The following is a 14,598-nucleotide window of genomic DNA, read 5'->3' as shown; positions in this document are numbered from 1 at the left end:
GGAAAAGGTATGGTTATGATAAAGTATCAATCTGTTCTAGGGAAGTTTAAACTAAATTTAACTCCTCCTACTTCTCCACCAACAACGGCTCTACCATTTGAAATATTCTATCATTCAGTTTGACCATCTCTTCATCTACCATTTCTATCTTTTCAGATAATTCATCCAGAAGCTCCTGAAGCTGAGGCTGACCACTTTTTGCCTCTTCTGTCCGTTTTAGAAAAGTATCATATTCATTTTTCATTTTGAGTTTTAGGATACCTTCGATGTCAGATTCATTTAATATGCCCGCTTCTTTTAATTTTGAATAGACAGACTGAAGATTGGGGAATTCAGAAAGGATATCTTTCTCAATCTTTGAAGCATCAGACTCTGAAATTTCAATTTTCCTTTTGATGATTTCCTGTTCAAACTCTACTCTTTGATTTTTAAGTTTCTCCAGTTCTGATTTACATTTTTGGTATTTCATAAAGTGGGATTCTGCATAATCAAATTGAAGCGGGTGAAGCAGTTTGAGGACTTTCATAACTTCTTCATCACTGTATCCAATAGCCTGTATTTTTTTGTATCTCGTTTTAAGGTCCTGATCCAGGAAGTGGTGAAAACTGATTTCAAAATTTTCCTTATACTGCTTTTCTGGGTCTGCTTCTTCTATCCCCGGATCAAGGATCAGTTCCAGGTTATCATCCTCATCTTCTATTACCCACTCTCTCCTGCCATTTCCAAAGCCAAGAGTTTCACTATCCATTACATCGACAGCATAACCTCTGAAATAGTAATCCCAGTCCCATTCATGGTTGAAAATTCCATTTTCAAGTTGGTTCCCCACATTATCCAGAATGATCCCGTACCCTTTGGATGCATGCGTCCTTGTACACCTGCCTATCTGTTGCAGGTATTTGGACAGTGATTTTGTAGGTCTTGCCAGTTGTACAAACTCTATGTCAGGGCAATCAAATCCCTCGGAAAAAATGTCAACATTACAGAGTACTTTGATATGCCCTTTGATGAATCTGGATATAATTTCTTTTCGGATTTCAGGTGGTGTATCACCGTCAATGTGCTCAGCAGGAATCCCTGCATTACTATATGCTTCCTTGACAAACTTGCTGTGCTTCTTTGTCACGCAATAGACCAACCCTTTTTTCCCTTCTGCCAATTCCTGGTAAGTCCTCACCAATATATTTCTGCTTTTCTCTGTATCCAGAAATTCCTCAAGGTCACTTTCTTTGTAATCCCCACCTTTCATGCCCACAAGGGAAAGAAATTTCCGCTTCTCTTTCACGGCATAATATTTTATAGGTGCCAAAAATCCATCCTCTGTAAATTGACTGATAGAAGGTGTGGTGATCAATGCATCAAACAAATCCGTGAAGCCCTCCCCTGTTAACCTGTAAGGTGTTGCTGTCACTCCCAGGAAATAGGCTTCAGGAAACCTCTTCCAAAGCTCAAGGTAGGTTTCTGCTTTGGCATGATGGGCTTCATCTATGATTACAAGAGAAGGGATTCTTGTAAGCTCTCTGTTTTTCAATGTCTGGATTGAGGCAATCTGTATGGGGATTTTAGGCTCTTCTTCGTATCCGTTTTTGATGATCCCTGCTTTCAGTCCAAAATTCTTGGTAAGGGTGTCTCTGATCTGAAGGATAAGTTCCTCTCTGTGCGCCACCAACAAGACCCGTCTAATGTCATCTTTATGGGAAGCAATATGAAACTCCCTGACCATGGAGCAAAACAATCTTGTCTTTCCGGTACCCGTTGGCATTTGAAGCAAGACGCTCTTCAAACCTTTTTTCCATTTATCGTATATTTCTACTTTGGCTTTGATCTGGTATTGCCTAAGATCGGTGTTGATGTAATAGGGTACGATTGCTTTTCCTAAGTCTACAAATCCGTTAATATCAAATTCAAGTAAGTTGTTGTGGTTGAAAATCTTTTTGATGGGCAAAGCAATTATTTTACCCATATCCGACTCCACAAAGGGGTAACTGTAATCAGGTCCATTGGGAATAGTATGGTTATCACCTGTGAGTCCTTTAAGTCTGATTTCATCTTTGGTGATGCTAGAGACCTTGAAATTTCTTGTCTGACCTTCCCTATAGAGATAATCCATGGCCCATTCAGCCTTGATTGTTTTATTATCTGAATTTAGCTCACTTACAAATAATGAAATCTTTGTGTTTTCAGGAACATCAAACTTCTTGGTAGTCCAATAGTGATTCCCGTTTAGGTGCTCTACCCTTGTCGAATTTTGGGAGTGTTTTCTTACGGTAAAAGTCTGGTGGCCTAACATCAGTATATTTTTAATAATCTTTATCTCTATGGTTTAAAATAAAAAAGTTATTTCTAAGATAAAATGAAATGTGGAATTCTCCCCTCCGAATTCCTAAAATAAATCCATCAAGTAGTAAAAATACCCTGTTCACGGTATTTTTTGAAAAATGGTATTTTTATATGTTTGTGAAATTCCAAAGAAAATTCTAAGATATAAATGACTTAAGTAAATATGGCTTTATTTAAGTTGATTCTTGAAATCAGTTTTTGAACCTGGAGAATAGTTAGAACCATTAAGTAATTTTTATTCATCAACAATTTAAAAAATAATCATATGAAATTATCAAGCACGTTACTAATGTTAATTCTAGTTTCAACAATATCGTATGGTCAAAGTCCCATCTTAACCATTGAAGAATTTAAAGATAAAAAATTATGGATTATTGACGTCAAATCAAGCCTAGATACATTAAAGATAAATTCATATGATCCTAATGATAATGATACAATTGTGTCCCATAATATTATTCTAAAGAGAAATGAAGGATTGGGTGTTTGGACAACTTCTTGTTTTTCCCATTTTTCTGTTATAACTGTTCCCATAAAAGTTAGACCATCATTTAGCGATGTACCACAAAGTGCTTTTTCAGGTCTGACAAATGCAGGTGTTAATTTTGGGGTTTATAATAAAAGATTGGATAGGTATTTTGTAAATGATAAAAAATCCTCACATTTTTTCAGTGCAGGATTTATCTTTGGGCCTTCAATTGAAACACTTACCCCACTCAATACCAACAATAAAGTCAAGATTGAAAACAAGCAACTTTTTATTTTTACCGGAATAAGTTTGACTTATTCCTACAATGATATAGCATTCACCTTAATCCCCGCAGGTTTTGATTTTGCGACCACGAAAGAAGGTCGAGAATATATATATAACAAAAAATTGTGGTGGGGTTTTGGAATCGGTTTAAAGACCTCCCTACTTGGACATTTATGAATACGAAAAATTACCTTCAATACTGAAACCAGCTGATATACTGAGTTTCTCTTCAAAAATGCATGGATTCTCAATGAGTAAAGTAGCTGATTTTCACCAAATTTATATTATGAAGAATAGCAATGAGTTTTTTCAAAAGAACCAATGATCGAACAAGAACACAACATCAAAATTTACCAGATTGATCAAAACTTTTTTGAGTTGAGAAGTTTGAGTTCCATAGAAGCAAAAATCGATTTTATTATAGATTATCATAAGCAAAACGCCCAAAACCCTGTAAGTTCAGATGAGAACTTAACATCCCTCACTCTAGACGAAATCACCTATAGACTCTATGTTTACAATGAAGAAGAAGCCATTTCTCCTTGGAAGAGTTTCTTACCTGAAGAATTGACGGGTGAAAAACCATTTACAGTTCAAATCACATCATTTGTTCTTTTTGCAGAATTAGAGAATAAACTTTTTTGTACAATCGGAGGTAAAGGGATTGCGGCTATTAAAAGATTTATCAATCATTCATTTGGACTGGAGATTTATGAAAAGTTTGCTGAACCGGAGAACGATATTGTTTATTCTATTTCTTCCAGATCCTTAACGGGGAATTTAACTGCGCAACTATCAACCTTCAAGGAACAGCAAAGATTGGTTGATTCCCTAAGTTTGGGTAGAATTCCGGATAAAATCCTCATGGTTCTTAGAAAAGAAGTTCTGGATTCGGTTTTTGATTTTGTTGCCTACGCTGAAGAAGAAAAAGTTTTTATTGAAATAGGGAATTCATTCTGGCTCAAAAAGAAGTTTTCTTTCAGTGAAACCCACTTACTTTTGGAATGCATCAATGCACTTCAAAATGCCACTGTCAGAATACCTTTGAGTCGATTTGAAAAGGTAAAAGATTGGAAATTATGTGAAGAAACACTAATACCACAATTGAGTGAGCAAATATTGAATGATGCAGTAAGGTTAAGCCAAGGATCTGCCGCGTTGCTGGATTTTGATTTTATACATCCTCAGAAACTAATTAAGTTTTATGAGAGTGATACTTTTCAAGCTTTTTATAAGAACCATAAAACCCCATTTGTAACAGTTACCGATAAAGGTTTGATCTATGAAGAAGTTCTGAAAAAGATCAGGTTTGATCATGGAGACCTTAATCAATTTGAGTTTAATACAATTTTATGGGGGATTCAAATTAGAGGATTCAAGGGCGGGATTGAAGAAACCAAATCAACTTTCATTTCCCACCTCACCTGTGAAATTGAGTATGTTGGAAAATACTATTTCTACCTTGATAACAAATGGTATCTGGCAAAAGGTGATTTTATTGAGTCTATAAATAGAGAATGCCAAGGAATCCTCAAGACAAAGCTATGGGAAAATAATCCATTGTCTTTGTCATGGAATTTACAAAATGAGACTGAAGGTCAATATAATTTGAAGTATTTGGAAGAAGATAACTTTTTAGTTTTGGACAAAATGTTGGGTCAAAATATAGAGTTATGTGATTTACTTTATGTAACAGAAACTACTGTCTTCTTAATTCATGTAAAAGATGGATTTGATGCGAAAATCAGGGACGTTGAAAATCAGATTCTTATATCAGCGAATAGACTCTCGAATGATCTTAAAACCCATAAGAATTTTATTAAAGAAGTTTATCAAAGGTTCAATGATAGTGAGAACAATACAAGAAGTTTGTCAGAAGAGACATTTCTATCCTATTTTAATAGAAATCTTGAATACGTAATGGCATTCTGTCCTATAAGGAGAAATTCAAATGTTGTCGAAAACATTAAAAATTTTGAATCAAACATTGCAAAATTTTGCGTGATTAGTGCTTCAAAAGAAATGAATACCAATAGTTATCCATTAAAATTTGTTGAAATAAATAGAGAATAGGTACTACTAAGGAATGATAAACCAAGAAGATACAATCAGGGGATTTTATAATCCAAATTTTTTTTCTGTCTACTTTGATGGCAAATTTTATGAAGATATTAGTAAAATGCAACCTTTAGATCTTGGTACGTTTGCACATGAATACCTTCATTTTCTTCAAAACCTAACTACACTTTATGGTTTAAAACATGGAATTTTCTATTACCAATTCCTTTTTGAAACAAAGGATTATTTTTCAAAATCTTCATCAATTTCAATACCACTAAAATTAGATTTTTTATCCGAACGACTTAAGAAAGGAAAACAGCAATTTGACTTCTACGATGGAACAAAAATATCAGAGAATGTGAAATATGAAAATTATGATGTTAAAGTAGTTTCACGAAACCTACTTGGTGATCTTCACTCAATTGTAGAAATCGAGTTTATAAATAATGATCATAAGCCAAAGTCAATCGTTTTTGGTGGAATATGTGTAAAAGAGAGTATGGCTAGAATGTTTCAATTAGAGTTTGATAGTGCTGCCGAGGCATTTAATATACCATATGATACAGCAGATTTAATTGTAAGTAAGATCAATCCATGTTTAATCAATGAAAGGCAAAAAATTTTTGTATACCTGTACCTTTCTTTGTTCAGTAACAATCCGGGTTTAACCTTCTACAAGTTAATTTTAGATTCAAAAAAAGATTTTTATTTGAGCGCCAGAGAGATATATAGAAATTTTTTTAAAACCACTTCAGTCACTGGAAAATTAAAGAAAGATGTACCCCTTAAAGAATATTTCAAGGAAGTTCTTAAAGAATTTAGGCTTCTTTTGGATTTGCACTCAACTGGGAAAATTGATCATTTCAATAAACTTTTTGAAAACATTGACTGTATGTTTTCATCTGAGGGGATTACATTTCTTGAAATCCTTATTAATCAAGAAATTGGTAATATTGAAAAGCTTCAATTTCTTATAAATCAATTTGGTATACCTTCTATTAGAACAAGTGATGGGTGTTTACACTTTTCTGGGGAAGGGGAAAATCCTGCAATAGAATTTGTAGACTTTATGGCACAACATGTTGTAATAGAGCGATTATTTAAATCCAAAGTAGATAGAAAAGTCTGTTCGATGTTCGCCATTTGTATTGAAGAAAACGATCTAGTTGATGAATGCTGTGATGAACAACAATGGAAAAGGACTGTTCCCTGTCCATTCAAAGTGATTAGTGATAGTTGGGGATTAAATGCAAAGATAATTGACGATTAATCTTTCCCCGACCATTCCTGTCACTAACCATCCCCTATTTCCCATATTTTACTATCTTGCTTAATAAACAGTTTTTCGCCTAACTGTTTTAGTTCAATTATTTAAAAAGGGCCGAGTAGAAAAAGCTTATGGCCTAAATTTCAGCTTATTGAAGCTTTTGATGCTTCCATGGAGAAAAGTGATGGAAAATGTGAGTAATACCAAATGAAGAAAAAAAATAAAAAAAAGACTGTTCATGTCCATAGGACCATCATGTTTCAGGAACTGGAAAAGGTAATGGACTTTGCCCTTGAGACAGATGAATATACCAAAGCAATGGAGTCCAATGTATTTGGCAAAAAGTCGGCGGATGGGATCAAACAGACTTCCAATTTTTTGTTGAGGATTTACACCTTTGATCCTGAAGCTTCCAATTTTAAGGCCTTCAAATATTTCTGGAATATCAGTGATCAGTCAGAAAAGCCACTATTGGTTTTTCTTTTCGCCTTTGGTCAGGATTACCTCCTATTTGAAAGCGCTGATGTAATCAGTCAAACTCCCCTTGGTGATAAAGTCTCAGTCGAGGCATTCAAAGAGAATCTGGAGAAATTTTACCCCAATAAGTATTCAGCGGTTACCTCCCACTCCATCGGTAAAAACCTCGCCAGCTCCTGGAAACAGGCTGGATATATCGAAGGCAAAACCAAAAACATCCGGGTCCAACCTAACATTACTTACAAAGTGGCAGCTTTCGCTTTTCTGTTGGCATTCCTGCAGGGTGACCGGGGGGAGTATATTATGAACAATCCTATAGTCAAATCGCTGTGTCTGGGAGAAAGCAGTCTCAGAGAACTGGCCATAGAAGCTGCTAAGCAGGACTTGCTGCAATATCAATATGGGGGAAGTGTGACTTCATTTGCTTTTCCACAACTATTGTCCAAATTGAATATCAAAGAATAAATCATGATAGCCAAAATAGATCAACTGATACAGGAATTCGATAAGGTGGTCAATGAACCTTTTAACGCTACGCTTTCGGGACAGGAAAGAATCTGGTTTCTGGTGTATGATCCTGCCGAGCAGCGGAAAGTAAGTCTTCGGATGGGGGAATTTGAAACATCCACGCTAAGAGCAGGTAAAAAGTGGCAGGCCATTTCCTTGAAAGATTGCTTTCCGGAGTGGATGAGCAATCATGACTACCGGGATGCGTATTTTACCAACCCAGAATATATAGTGGATCAGTTGGAGGCGGAGTTCATTCCTTTTGCCATCCAATTCCTGAAGAAGAAACTGGAATCCATTGAGCAGGATTCTGATACGCTGATAGCCATACTGGATGTATCTTCCTTATTTGGATTTGCCAGGCTATCAGAAATCCTCAAAAACTGTGACAGAGACTTCAAGGGCAGGCTATTGATATTCTTTCCAGGTGAATTTGAAAACAACCAATATAGATTACTGGATGCCAGAGACGGATGGGATTATCTGGCAAGGCCCATAACCATTTAACGATTATTTAAGATGAAGAATAAAGACCTTTTTAATTTAAACCCCACAGAGATCAACATCAAAAACGATGGGGTGGCCAAAATCAAAACATTGCTGGAATCTGATGATCTGGCAATAGCTGAATATGAGTTGAAAACCTTTGTTTGCGAAGGGGAATACCATGATGGCTTGAAAAAGATTTTTGAGACTTACTTATCGAATTTCGAAAAGAAAGATATCAACATTCCTGCCTTTTGGGTTTCAGGTTTCTTTGGTTCGGGTAAGTCGCATTTGGTCAAAATGGCAAGTTATCTATGGGATGATTTTGAATTTCCAAACGGAGCTACTGCCAGGACCATCAAGCCACTTCCTACCGAAATCAAAGACCTCCTTACTGAGATTGACAGAAAGCAGAAAATCTATGGTAAGCTTTCCATTTCAGGTACTTTGAGGGATTTTCCTTCCAAAGACATCAGCTATTCCTTTTTGCAGATCATGCTCAGTGCATTGGAATTGCCTCAGCAGTACCATCATTTCAAATTTGTTCATTGGACGATTGAGGAAGGTATCCATGACGAACTCAAACATAAAATCGAATCACAGGGCAGGGTTTTTAGAAAAGAAGTTGAAAACCTTTTTGTATCTACACCATTAGCCAAAGCCATTTTAGAAATCAAACCTGATTTTGCAAGTTCGGAAGCACAGGTGAGGGAAATATTCAGAGCTCAATATCCAAGAGTAGAATCGATCTCAAGAGAGAATTTTATAAGAACCATCAGAGAAGAAATCCTTCCGCTGAAATACGGTGACAAAATCCCATGTACATTGATTGTGCTGGATGAGGTTCAGCAGTTTATTGGAACCGATGGTGATCTGGCCAATGCTGTCCAGTTTTTGGCAGAAGATTTATGCTCAAGATTTGATAATAAATTCCTGTTTGTCGGGACAGGACAGAATGCCCTTCAGGACACGCCTACCCTTCAAAAACTGATGGCCAGATTTAGGGTGCCAATTCAACTGACAGATACGGATATTCAAAAAGTAATCCGCAAAACCATTCTGGAGAAAAAGCCTTCTGCTGTCTCAGAAATCAAAAAGAAACTGGAAGAATCCCTGGGTGAGGTTTCGAGAAACCTCTCAGGAACAGATTTTGGCTACGACAGTGATGACAAGGATGTTTTGGTAGCAGATTATCCTATACTTCCATCAACAAGGAAGTTTTGGAACAGGTTATTGAAAGTGATTGATACAGCAGGTACTACCGGTATGCTGAGAAATCAGCTCCGGATTATTGATGAAAGCTTAAAACATGTTGCCGATGAGGAGGTGGGTAAAATCGTACCTGCTGACTTTATATTCAATCAAAACCAGACCCAACTGATCCAATCAGGACTATTACTCTCGGATACCAACAACCTGATCCAAAGCAAAAAATCACAAGACGGAGATGGACTCCTGGAAGGAAGAATTCTGAGTGCTGTTTTCCTTATAGAGAAGCTGACCAACGAAATCAAAGACACTGGTTTGAAAGCCAATGACTCACACATTACCGAGCTATTGATTGATGATCTGAATTCCAATTCTGATGGATTCAGAAACAAAGTCAAGGAATTGATCCAGAAATTGGTGGAAGAAAAATTCCTGATGCCCATCGAAGATGAGTACAGACTTCAGACCAAGGCCGGTGCCAATTGGGAACAGGAGTTCAGAAAGCACCATATCAAGATTTCCAATTCCGGGGAAGACCAGATCCATAACCTCCGAAAAGAAAAAATCCTGGCCTATTTCAAAGATAAAACCAAGTCCATCATTATTTCACATGGTGTTTCTAAGGCAGCACGGAACTTTGAACTTTGGGATAAGGAATCCATGCCAAATCGGGAGGAAAAGCTTCACCTCTGGATCAAAGATGGCTGGTACACCAACGAGTCCACGCTGATGTCTGAAATCAGGGCGCAGGGAAATGATACTCCCCTCGCCTATGCCTATGTGGCCAAGCAAAGAGATCCTGAACTCAGAGCAGCCATTGTCAATTTCCTAGCAGCCAAGCAGACTTTGGACTTTATGGGCATTCCCAATACCATTGAAGGTCAGCAGGTAATGCGGAGTATGGAAACGCGGAAAGGAATGGCACTGAACAATATACAGGAACTAATAGAAAAAATCTGCAGGGAATCCACCATCCTTTTGGCCGGTGGCAGCAAAGCTGATGTCGGGGCTATACGAGAAAATATAGAAAGTGCGCTACATGCCATAGCTGACAGGCAGTTTCCCGAATTCAAAAACAAAGCAGATCATGCCAATTGGGGCAGGGCTTTGACAAAAGCCATTGCAGGAAGTCCTGATGCCTTGGAAGCGATTGGGTATAAAGGCGAACCGGTGAACCATCCTGTGGCTTTGGGAATCCTGAACTTTATCGGTAATCAATCCAAGACGGGTAGGGAAATCCGTAATCATTTCAGCATTGCGCCTTATGGATGGAGTCAGGATGCGATTGATACCATTTTGGTAAGCTTAAAAAGGACTGAGCATATATCTTCTAGTGAAAGTGACCTCAAAACAGGTACGATCAATCAGGCCACCTTTAAAAAGGAAATCCATACCCTTACGGCAACACAAAAAATCTCTATAAGGCGACTCTTGCAGGAGGCAGGAATCAACTGCCCACCAAATCAGGATATTTTCCCATATTCCAATGAGTTCTTGGATAAGTTGAAAGTTCTTGCAGAGCACATTTCGGGAGAAGCACCCAAGCCGGAAAGAATCAACACCAACTTTATCAAGGATATTTCCAACAAAGAAGGTAACGAACGCCTATTGGATATGCTCAACCATAAAGATGAACTAAGTGAAAAATACAAAGATTGGACCAAGAAGGAGGAGATTCTTAGGGATAGAGAACCGGACTGGGAAAACTTGAACGATCTTAAAAAACTTTGTCCCGATAGCCCTGACTTCGGGATGATTGTCACCGAAATCGATGCGATCAGGGACAACAGGTTATTGTTTCAAGAACCTGACCCTATACAACCTATCCTGACCCAATTGACCGAAAAGCTTGGCAATAAACTGAACGAGGTGGTAGAAAAATACCTGAATCAGCGTCAGGAAAGAATGATTGTCCTTCAGGAAAATGAATACTTCAAAAAACTTTTACCTGAACAAAAGAATAGCATTCTGATGAAAAATCAGCTCCTGACCAAATATGAGATCAGGATTCATGATGCTTATAACCTTGCCTTTCAATTGCAGAAAATTTCCCTGGACAATTGGAAAACCAAAATTTCCGCCTTACAGGGACAGTTCGATGCAGCTTTAAATGAGGCCATTGAATTATCTGCCCCGAAAGCGACAAGTTTTCACCTGCCCAAGCGTACGATCAATAATCAGGCTGAATTGGAACAGTATATCACTGATTTGAAATCAGAGCTTGAAAATCTTTTAGCAAATTCCTCATCTATTATCTTGAAATAATGTCCGTACTCTCCTCTTCCCAAAGAAGCACCTTAGAAAAAGCAGTCAGTAAAGCAAGAGAAAGTGCCCAAAAAGGTTCTGATAATGCCCTGAGAAGCTTGGCAGTGGATCAGACAGAACCTTTTGGCCATATGAGTCCTGAGCAGCGAAACCTCAGAAACAGACTGCGTCAAAAAGGAAGATTATTGGGAGATATCCAGGATCAGTCGGGTGGACAAACGATCCATAAGCTTTCTTATGAACTGGCCTACGAGACCTGGCACAAGATGCTTTTCGCCAAGTTTCTGGAAGTCAACAACCTGCTGATGCATCCTGATGGCGTAGCGGTCACCTTGATGGACTGTGAGGAATTGGCAGCAGAAGAAGGCCATGCCAACAAATGGGAAACAGCCATGCACTATGCCTCCCTGATGCTACCGGCAATTTTCAGACCCTCCGATCCTGTGATGCAGGTACACTTCGCCAGCAATGACCGCATAGAACTGGAAGAAATCATATCAGCTTTAGAAGACAACACTTTCCAAGCAGATGATGCCTTGGGATGGGTCTATCAGTACTGGCAAAGTGAGGAAAAAGATAGAATCAATAAATCCGGAGATAAAATCGATGGAGAAAAGCTCCCTGCGGTCACCCAACTCTTTACGGAACAGTATATGGTGGACTTTCTGATCGACAATACCTTGGGTGCTTGGTGGGTCAGTAGAAATCCTGGAGTGGAACCTCCTGTCAAGTTTGAATACCTGAGGTATTTGGAAGATGGCTCTCCTGCAGCAGGGAAGTTTGAAGGCTGGCCGGATAAGACCGCAGAAGTCACTTCCTTGGATCCCTGCATGGGTTCGGGACACTTTGTAGTTTCTCTGTTTCCCATCTTCGCCAAGCTGAGGATGCATGAAGAAGGTCTCAGTAAAGAAGAGGCTACAGACAGCGTAATTCGTGAAAACCTACATGGACTGGAGATTGACCCTCGCTGTACGCAGATTGCGGCCTTTAACCTGGCCCTGACTGCTTGGAAATTCTGTGGTCATTTTAAAGAACTTCCTGAAATGAATTTGGCCTGTAGCGGTATTGCTCCTAAAGGTAAGGAAGAAGACTGGGTTAAATTGGTTGGGAAAGTAAACCGAGATGACCAATTAAGAATGGAAAATGGCATGCGTCAATTGTATAGGCATTTCCAACTTGCCCCAGAACTTGGTTCATTATTAGACCCGATGACAATAGAAGCTGATGCTTTCACAGCAAGTTTTGATCTTTTACAACCTGTTTTGGAAAGGGCATTTCATTCGGAATTTCAGGGTGAACAACTTGAACGGGGGGTTATGGCTGCTGGAATGGCCAAAGCAGGTTTAATTTTATCAAATAAATATAAGCTAATAATAACTAATGTTCCATATTTAGGATTCAAAAAGCAAGGAGATTTACTAAAAGAATTTTTTGAAAAAGAATATGCTGATAGTAAAATGGATCTATCAACTGTATTCATTGAAAGGTCGATCAAAATCTGTTCAAAAAATGGACTATTTGCCACCGTCAGCCCTCAAAACTGGTTGTTTTTAGGAATGTATGAAAAATTTAGAAAAGAAATTTTAAAAAGAAAAAGTATAAGTTCACTAGTTTTTCTTGGTCCAGGGGCCTTTTCTCAAATTACTGGAGAGGTTGTTAAGCCAGTTCTAATTTCAATTTTTAATCAAGTGATGATTGAAAACCATAAGTTTATAGCACTTGATATTTCGGAATCATCGATAGAAAATAAAAATGAACTTTTAAGGAAATCCGTTTTCAAAAAACTAAATCAAAACCTTCAACTAATTAATCCTAATTCAAGAATCGTACTTAATGAACTTTCTAATGTCCGACTTTTGGATGAATATGCAATTTCAAAAAGAGGTGTAGTTAGTGGAGACAAAGATTTTTGGTTCAGAAATTTCTGGGAATTAAATAGACTAGAAAAAAATTGGCTTTTTTTGCAATCTACAGTAAATCAACCAAGCTTTTATGCAGGAAAAACTTTTGTTGTAAATTGGTCAACTAAAGGTATGGGAATGCTTAGACCCGGCGTTGATAATCAATCTTATGGAAAAAAGGGTATTGTTGTAAACCAAATGGGAACTCTATCTACATCAATTTACCAAGGCGATTTATATGATAACAATATTGGAGTAATTGTACCTAAAGTTGAATCTGATTTACTTCCCATTTTTGCCTTCTGCAGTTCTCCTGAGTACAATAAGGAAGTGAGAAATATTGATAAATCATTGGCAGTTACAAATGCTACTTTAGTAAAAGTCCCCTTTGACTTTGAGCATTGGCAGAAAGTTGCGAAAGAAAAATATCCTGATGGCCTTCCTCTACCCTATTCTGATGATTCCACTCAGTGGTTGTTTCATGGACATCCTCAGATTTCTGAAAACCCAATTCTGGTGGCTGTTTCACGAATTCTCGGATATCGCTGGCCGGCAGAATCAGATACCGAGATGGAATTGGATCCTAAAGCAAGAGAGCTGATTCAGGAGATTCAAGCATTTGACCACCTGAGTGATGAGGATGGCATTTTCTGCATTCCTTCAGTGAATGGAGAAGCTGCAGGAGCAGATCGACTAAGGGAATATATCCAAGCGGTATGGGGAGAACAGTATGAAATCAATACCCTTAACCAACTACTGGAACAAGAAGGAGCTACTTCCAAGAATCTTGAAAACTGGCTTCGGGATGAGTTTTTTGTACAGCATTGTAAGGTGTTCAATAACCGACCCTTTGTCTGGCATATCTGGGACGGTAGAAAGGATGGCTTCTCTGCTTTGGTAAATTACCACAAGCTGACCAAGAACAACTTATCCAAACTGATCTATACCTATCTCGGTGACTGGATCCGCATGTGCGAATCCAAGAAGAAAACGGGAGAAAGCGGTGCAGATGGTTTACTTAGTGCTGCCCTAAAGCTCAAGGAATCGTTGGAACTGATCCTGGAGGGAGAGAAGCCTTATGACATCTTTGTCCGCTGGAAGCCCCTCTCAGAACAGCCCATAGGTTGGGAACCTGACCTGAATGATGGAGTAAGACTGAATATCCGCCCCTTTATAGAAGCTGGTATCCTTCGTAAGAAACCCAATATCAAATGGGGCAAAGACAGAGGTAAAAACCCTCCCGGCGCACCATGGGGAGAAGAAAGGAACAATGATTTGCATTTGAGTTTGGAGGAGAAGAGGAAAGCTAGAGGAATTTAAAGAGTAAATGA

At 38.2% G+C, this 14,598-nt stretch carries 8 protein-coding genes; 7 read left to right on the top strand and 1 reads right to left on the bottom strand.

The features are described 5' to 3' along the window. Window positions 1–67 precede the first annotated feature (67 nt). Window positions 68–2,290, bottom strand: a complete 2,223-nt coding sequence (locus tag B9A52_RS17205) for a DEAD/DEAH box helicase (protein ID WP_084121645.1) — start codon at window positions 2,288–2,290, stop codon at window positions 68–70. Between the two features lie 315 nt (window positions 2,291–2,605). Here B9A52_RS17205 and B9A52_RS17200 point away from each other — a divergent pair, with 315 nt between their 5' ends. The 7 genes from B9A52_RS17200 (at window position 2,606) to B9A52_RS17170 (ending at window position 14,587) form a co-directional block, all read left to right on the top strand. After that, a complete protein-coding gene (locus tag B9A52_RS17200) occupies window positions 2,606–3,271 on the top strand; it encodes a hypothetical protein (RefSeq protein ID WP_157370203.1) in 666 nt (221 codons plus the stop codon). Window positions 3,272–3,415: 144 nt separating this feature from the next. Next, window positions 3,416–5,167, top strand: a complete 1,752-nt coding sequence (locus B9A52_RS17195) for a DUF6119 family protein (protein ID WP_084121643.1) — start codon at window positions 3,416–3,418, stop codon at window positions 5,165–5,167. A 13-nt stretch (window positions 5,168–5,180) separates the two neighbouring features. Further along, entirely contained in the window at window positions 5,181–6,425 is a 1,245-nt protein-coding gene (locus B9A52_RS17190) for a hypothetical protein (protein WP_084121642.1), read from the top strand. Between the two features lie 204 nt (window positions 6,426–6,629). Continuing rightward, window positions 6,630–7,364 (top strand): hypothetical protein, encoded by a 735-nt coding sequence (locus tag B9A52_RS17185; protein ID WP_084121641.1) that lies wholly within the window; start codon window positions 6,630–6,632, stop codon window positions 7,362–7,364. Between the two features lie 3 nt (window positions 7,365–7,367). Further along, window positions 7,368–7,913, top strand: a complete 546-nt coding sequence (locus tag B9A52_RS17180; RefSeq protein WP_084121640.1) for a BREX protein BrxB domain-containing protein — start codon at window positions 7,368–7,370, stop codon at window positions 7,911–7,913. Window positions 7,914–7,925: 12 nt separating this feature from the next. Next, window positions 7,926–11,366 carry a BREX system P-loop protein BrxC gene (gene brxC, locus B9A52_RS17175; protein WP_084121639.1) on the top strand — a complete coding sequence of 1,147 codons (3,441 nt, stop codon included), beginning with the start codon at window positions 7,926–7,928 and terminating at the stop codon, window positions 11,364–11,366. Then, the gene (locus B9A52_RS17170; RefSeq protein ID WP_084121638.1) at window positions 11,366–14,587 is read left to right on the top strand and encodes an Eco57I restriction-modification methylase domain-containing protein; all 3,222 of its coding nucleotides are present in this window, start codon (window positions 11,366–11,368) and stop codon (window positions 14,585–14,587) included. Before brxC ends, B9A52_RS17170 begins: the two co-directional genes overlap by 1 nt. Window positions 14,588–14,598 lie beyond the last annotated feature (11 nt).

The sequence above is a fragment of the Aquiflexum balticum DSM 16537 genome (assembly GCF_900176595.1).
Taxonomy (GTDB): Bacteria; Bacteroidota; Bacteroidia; order Cytophagales; family Cyclobacteriaceae; genus Aquiflexum; species Aquiflexum balticum.
This window is presented reverse-complemented; position numbering and strand designations above follow the sequence as displayed.

Excerpts from the sequence above, each read along its gene's own strand:
- B9A52_RS17205 (WP_084121645.1), bottom strand. The coding sequence starts at position 2,290 with ATGTTAGGCCACCAGACTTTTACCGTAAGAAAACACTCCCAAAATTCG.
- B9A52_RS17190 (WP_084121642.1), top strand. The coding sequence starts at position 5,181 with ATGATAAACCAAGAAGATACAATCAGGGGATTTTATAATCCAAATTTT.
- B9A52_RS17170 (WP_084121638.1), top strand. The coding sequence starts at position 11,366 with ATGTCCGTACTCTCCTCTTCCCAAAGAAGCACCTTAGAAAAAGCAGTC.
- B9A52_RS17180 (WP_084121640.1), top strand. The coding sequence starts at position 7,368 with ATGATAGCCAAAATAGATCAACTGATACAGGAATTCGATAAGGTGGTC.
- brxC (WP_084121639.1), top strand. The coding sequence starts at position 7,926 with ATGAAGAATAAAGACCTTTTTAATTTAAACCCCACAGAGATCAACATC.
- B9A52_RS17195 (WP_084121643.1), top strand. The coding sequence starts at position 3,416 with ATGATCGAACAAGAACACAACATCAAAATTTACCAGATTGATCAAAAC.
- B9A52_RS17200 (WP_157370203.1), top strand. The coding sequence starts at position 2,606 with ATGAAATTATCAAGCACGTTACTAATGTTAATTCTAGTTTCAACAATA.
- B9A52_RS17185 (WP_084121641.1), top strand. The coding sequence starts at position 6,630 with ATGAAGAAAAAAAATAAAAAAAAGACTGTTCATGTCCATAGGACCATC.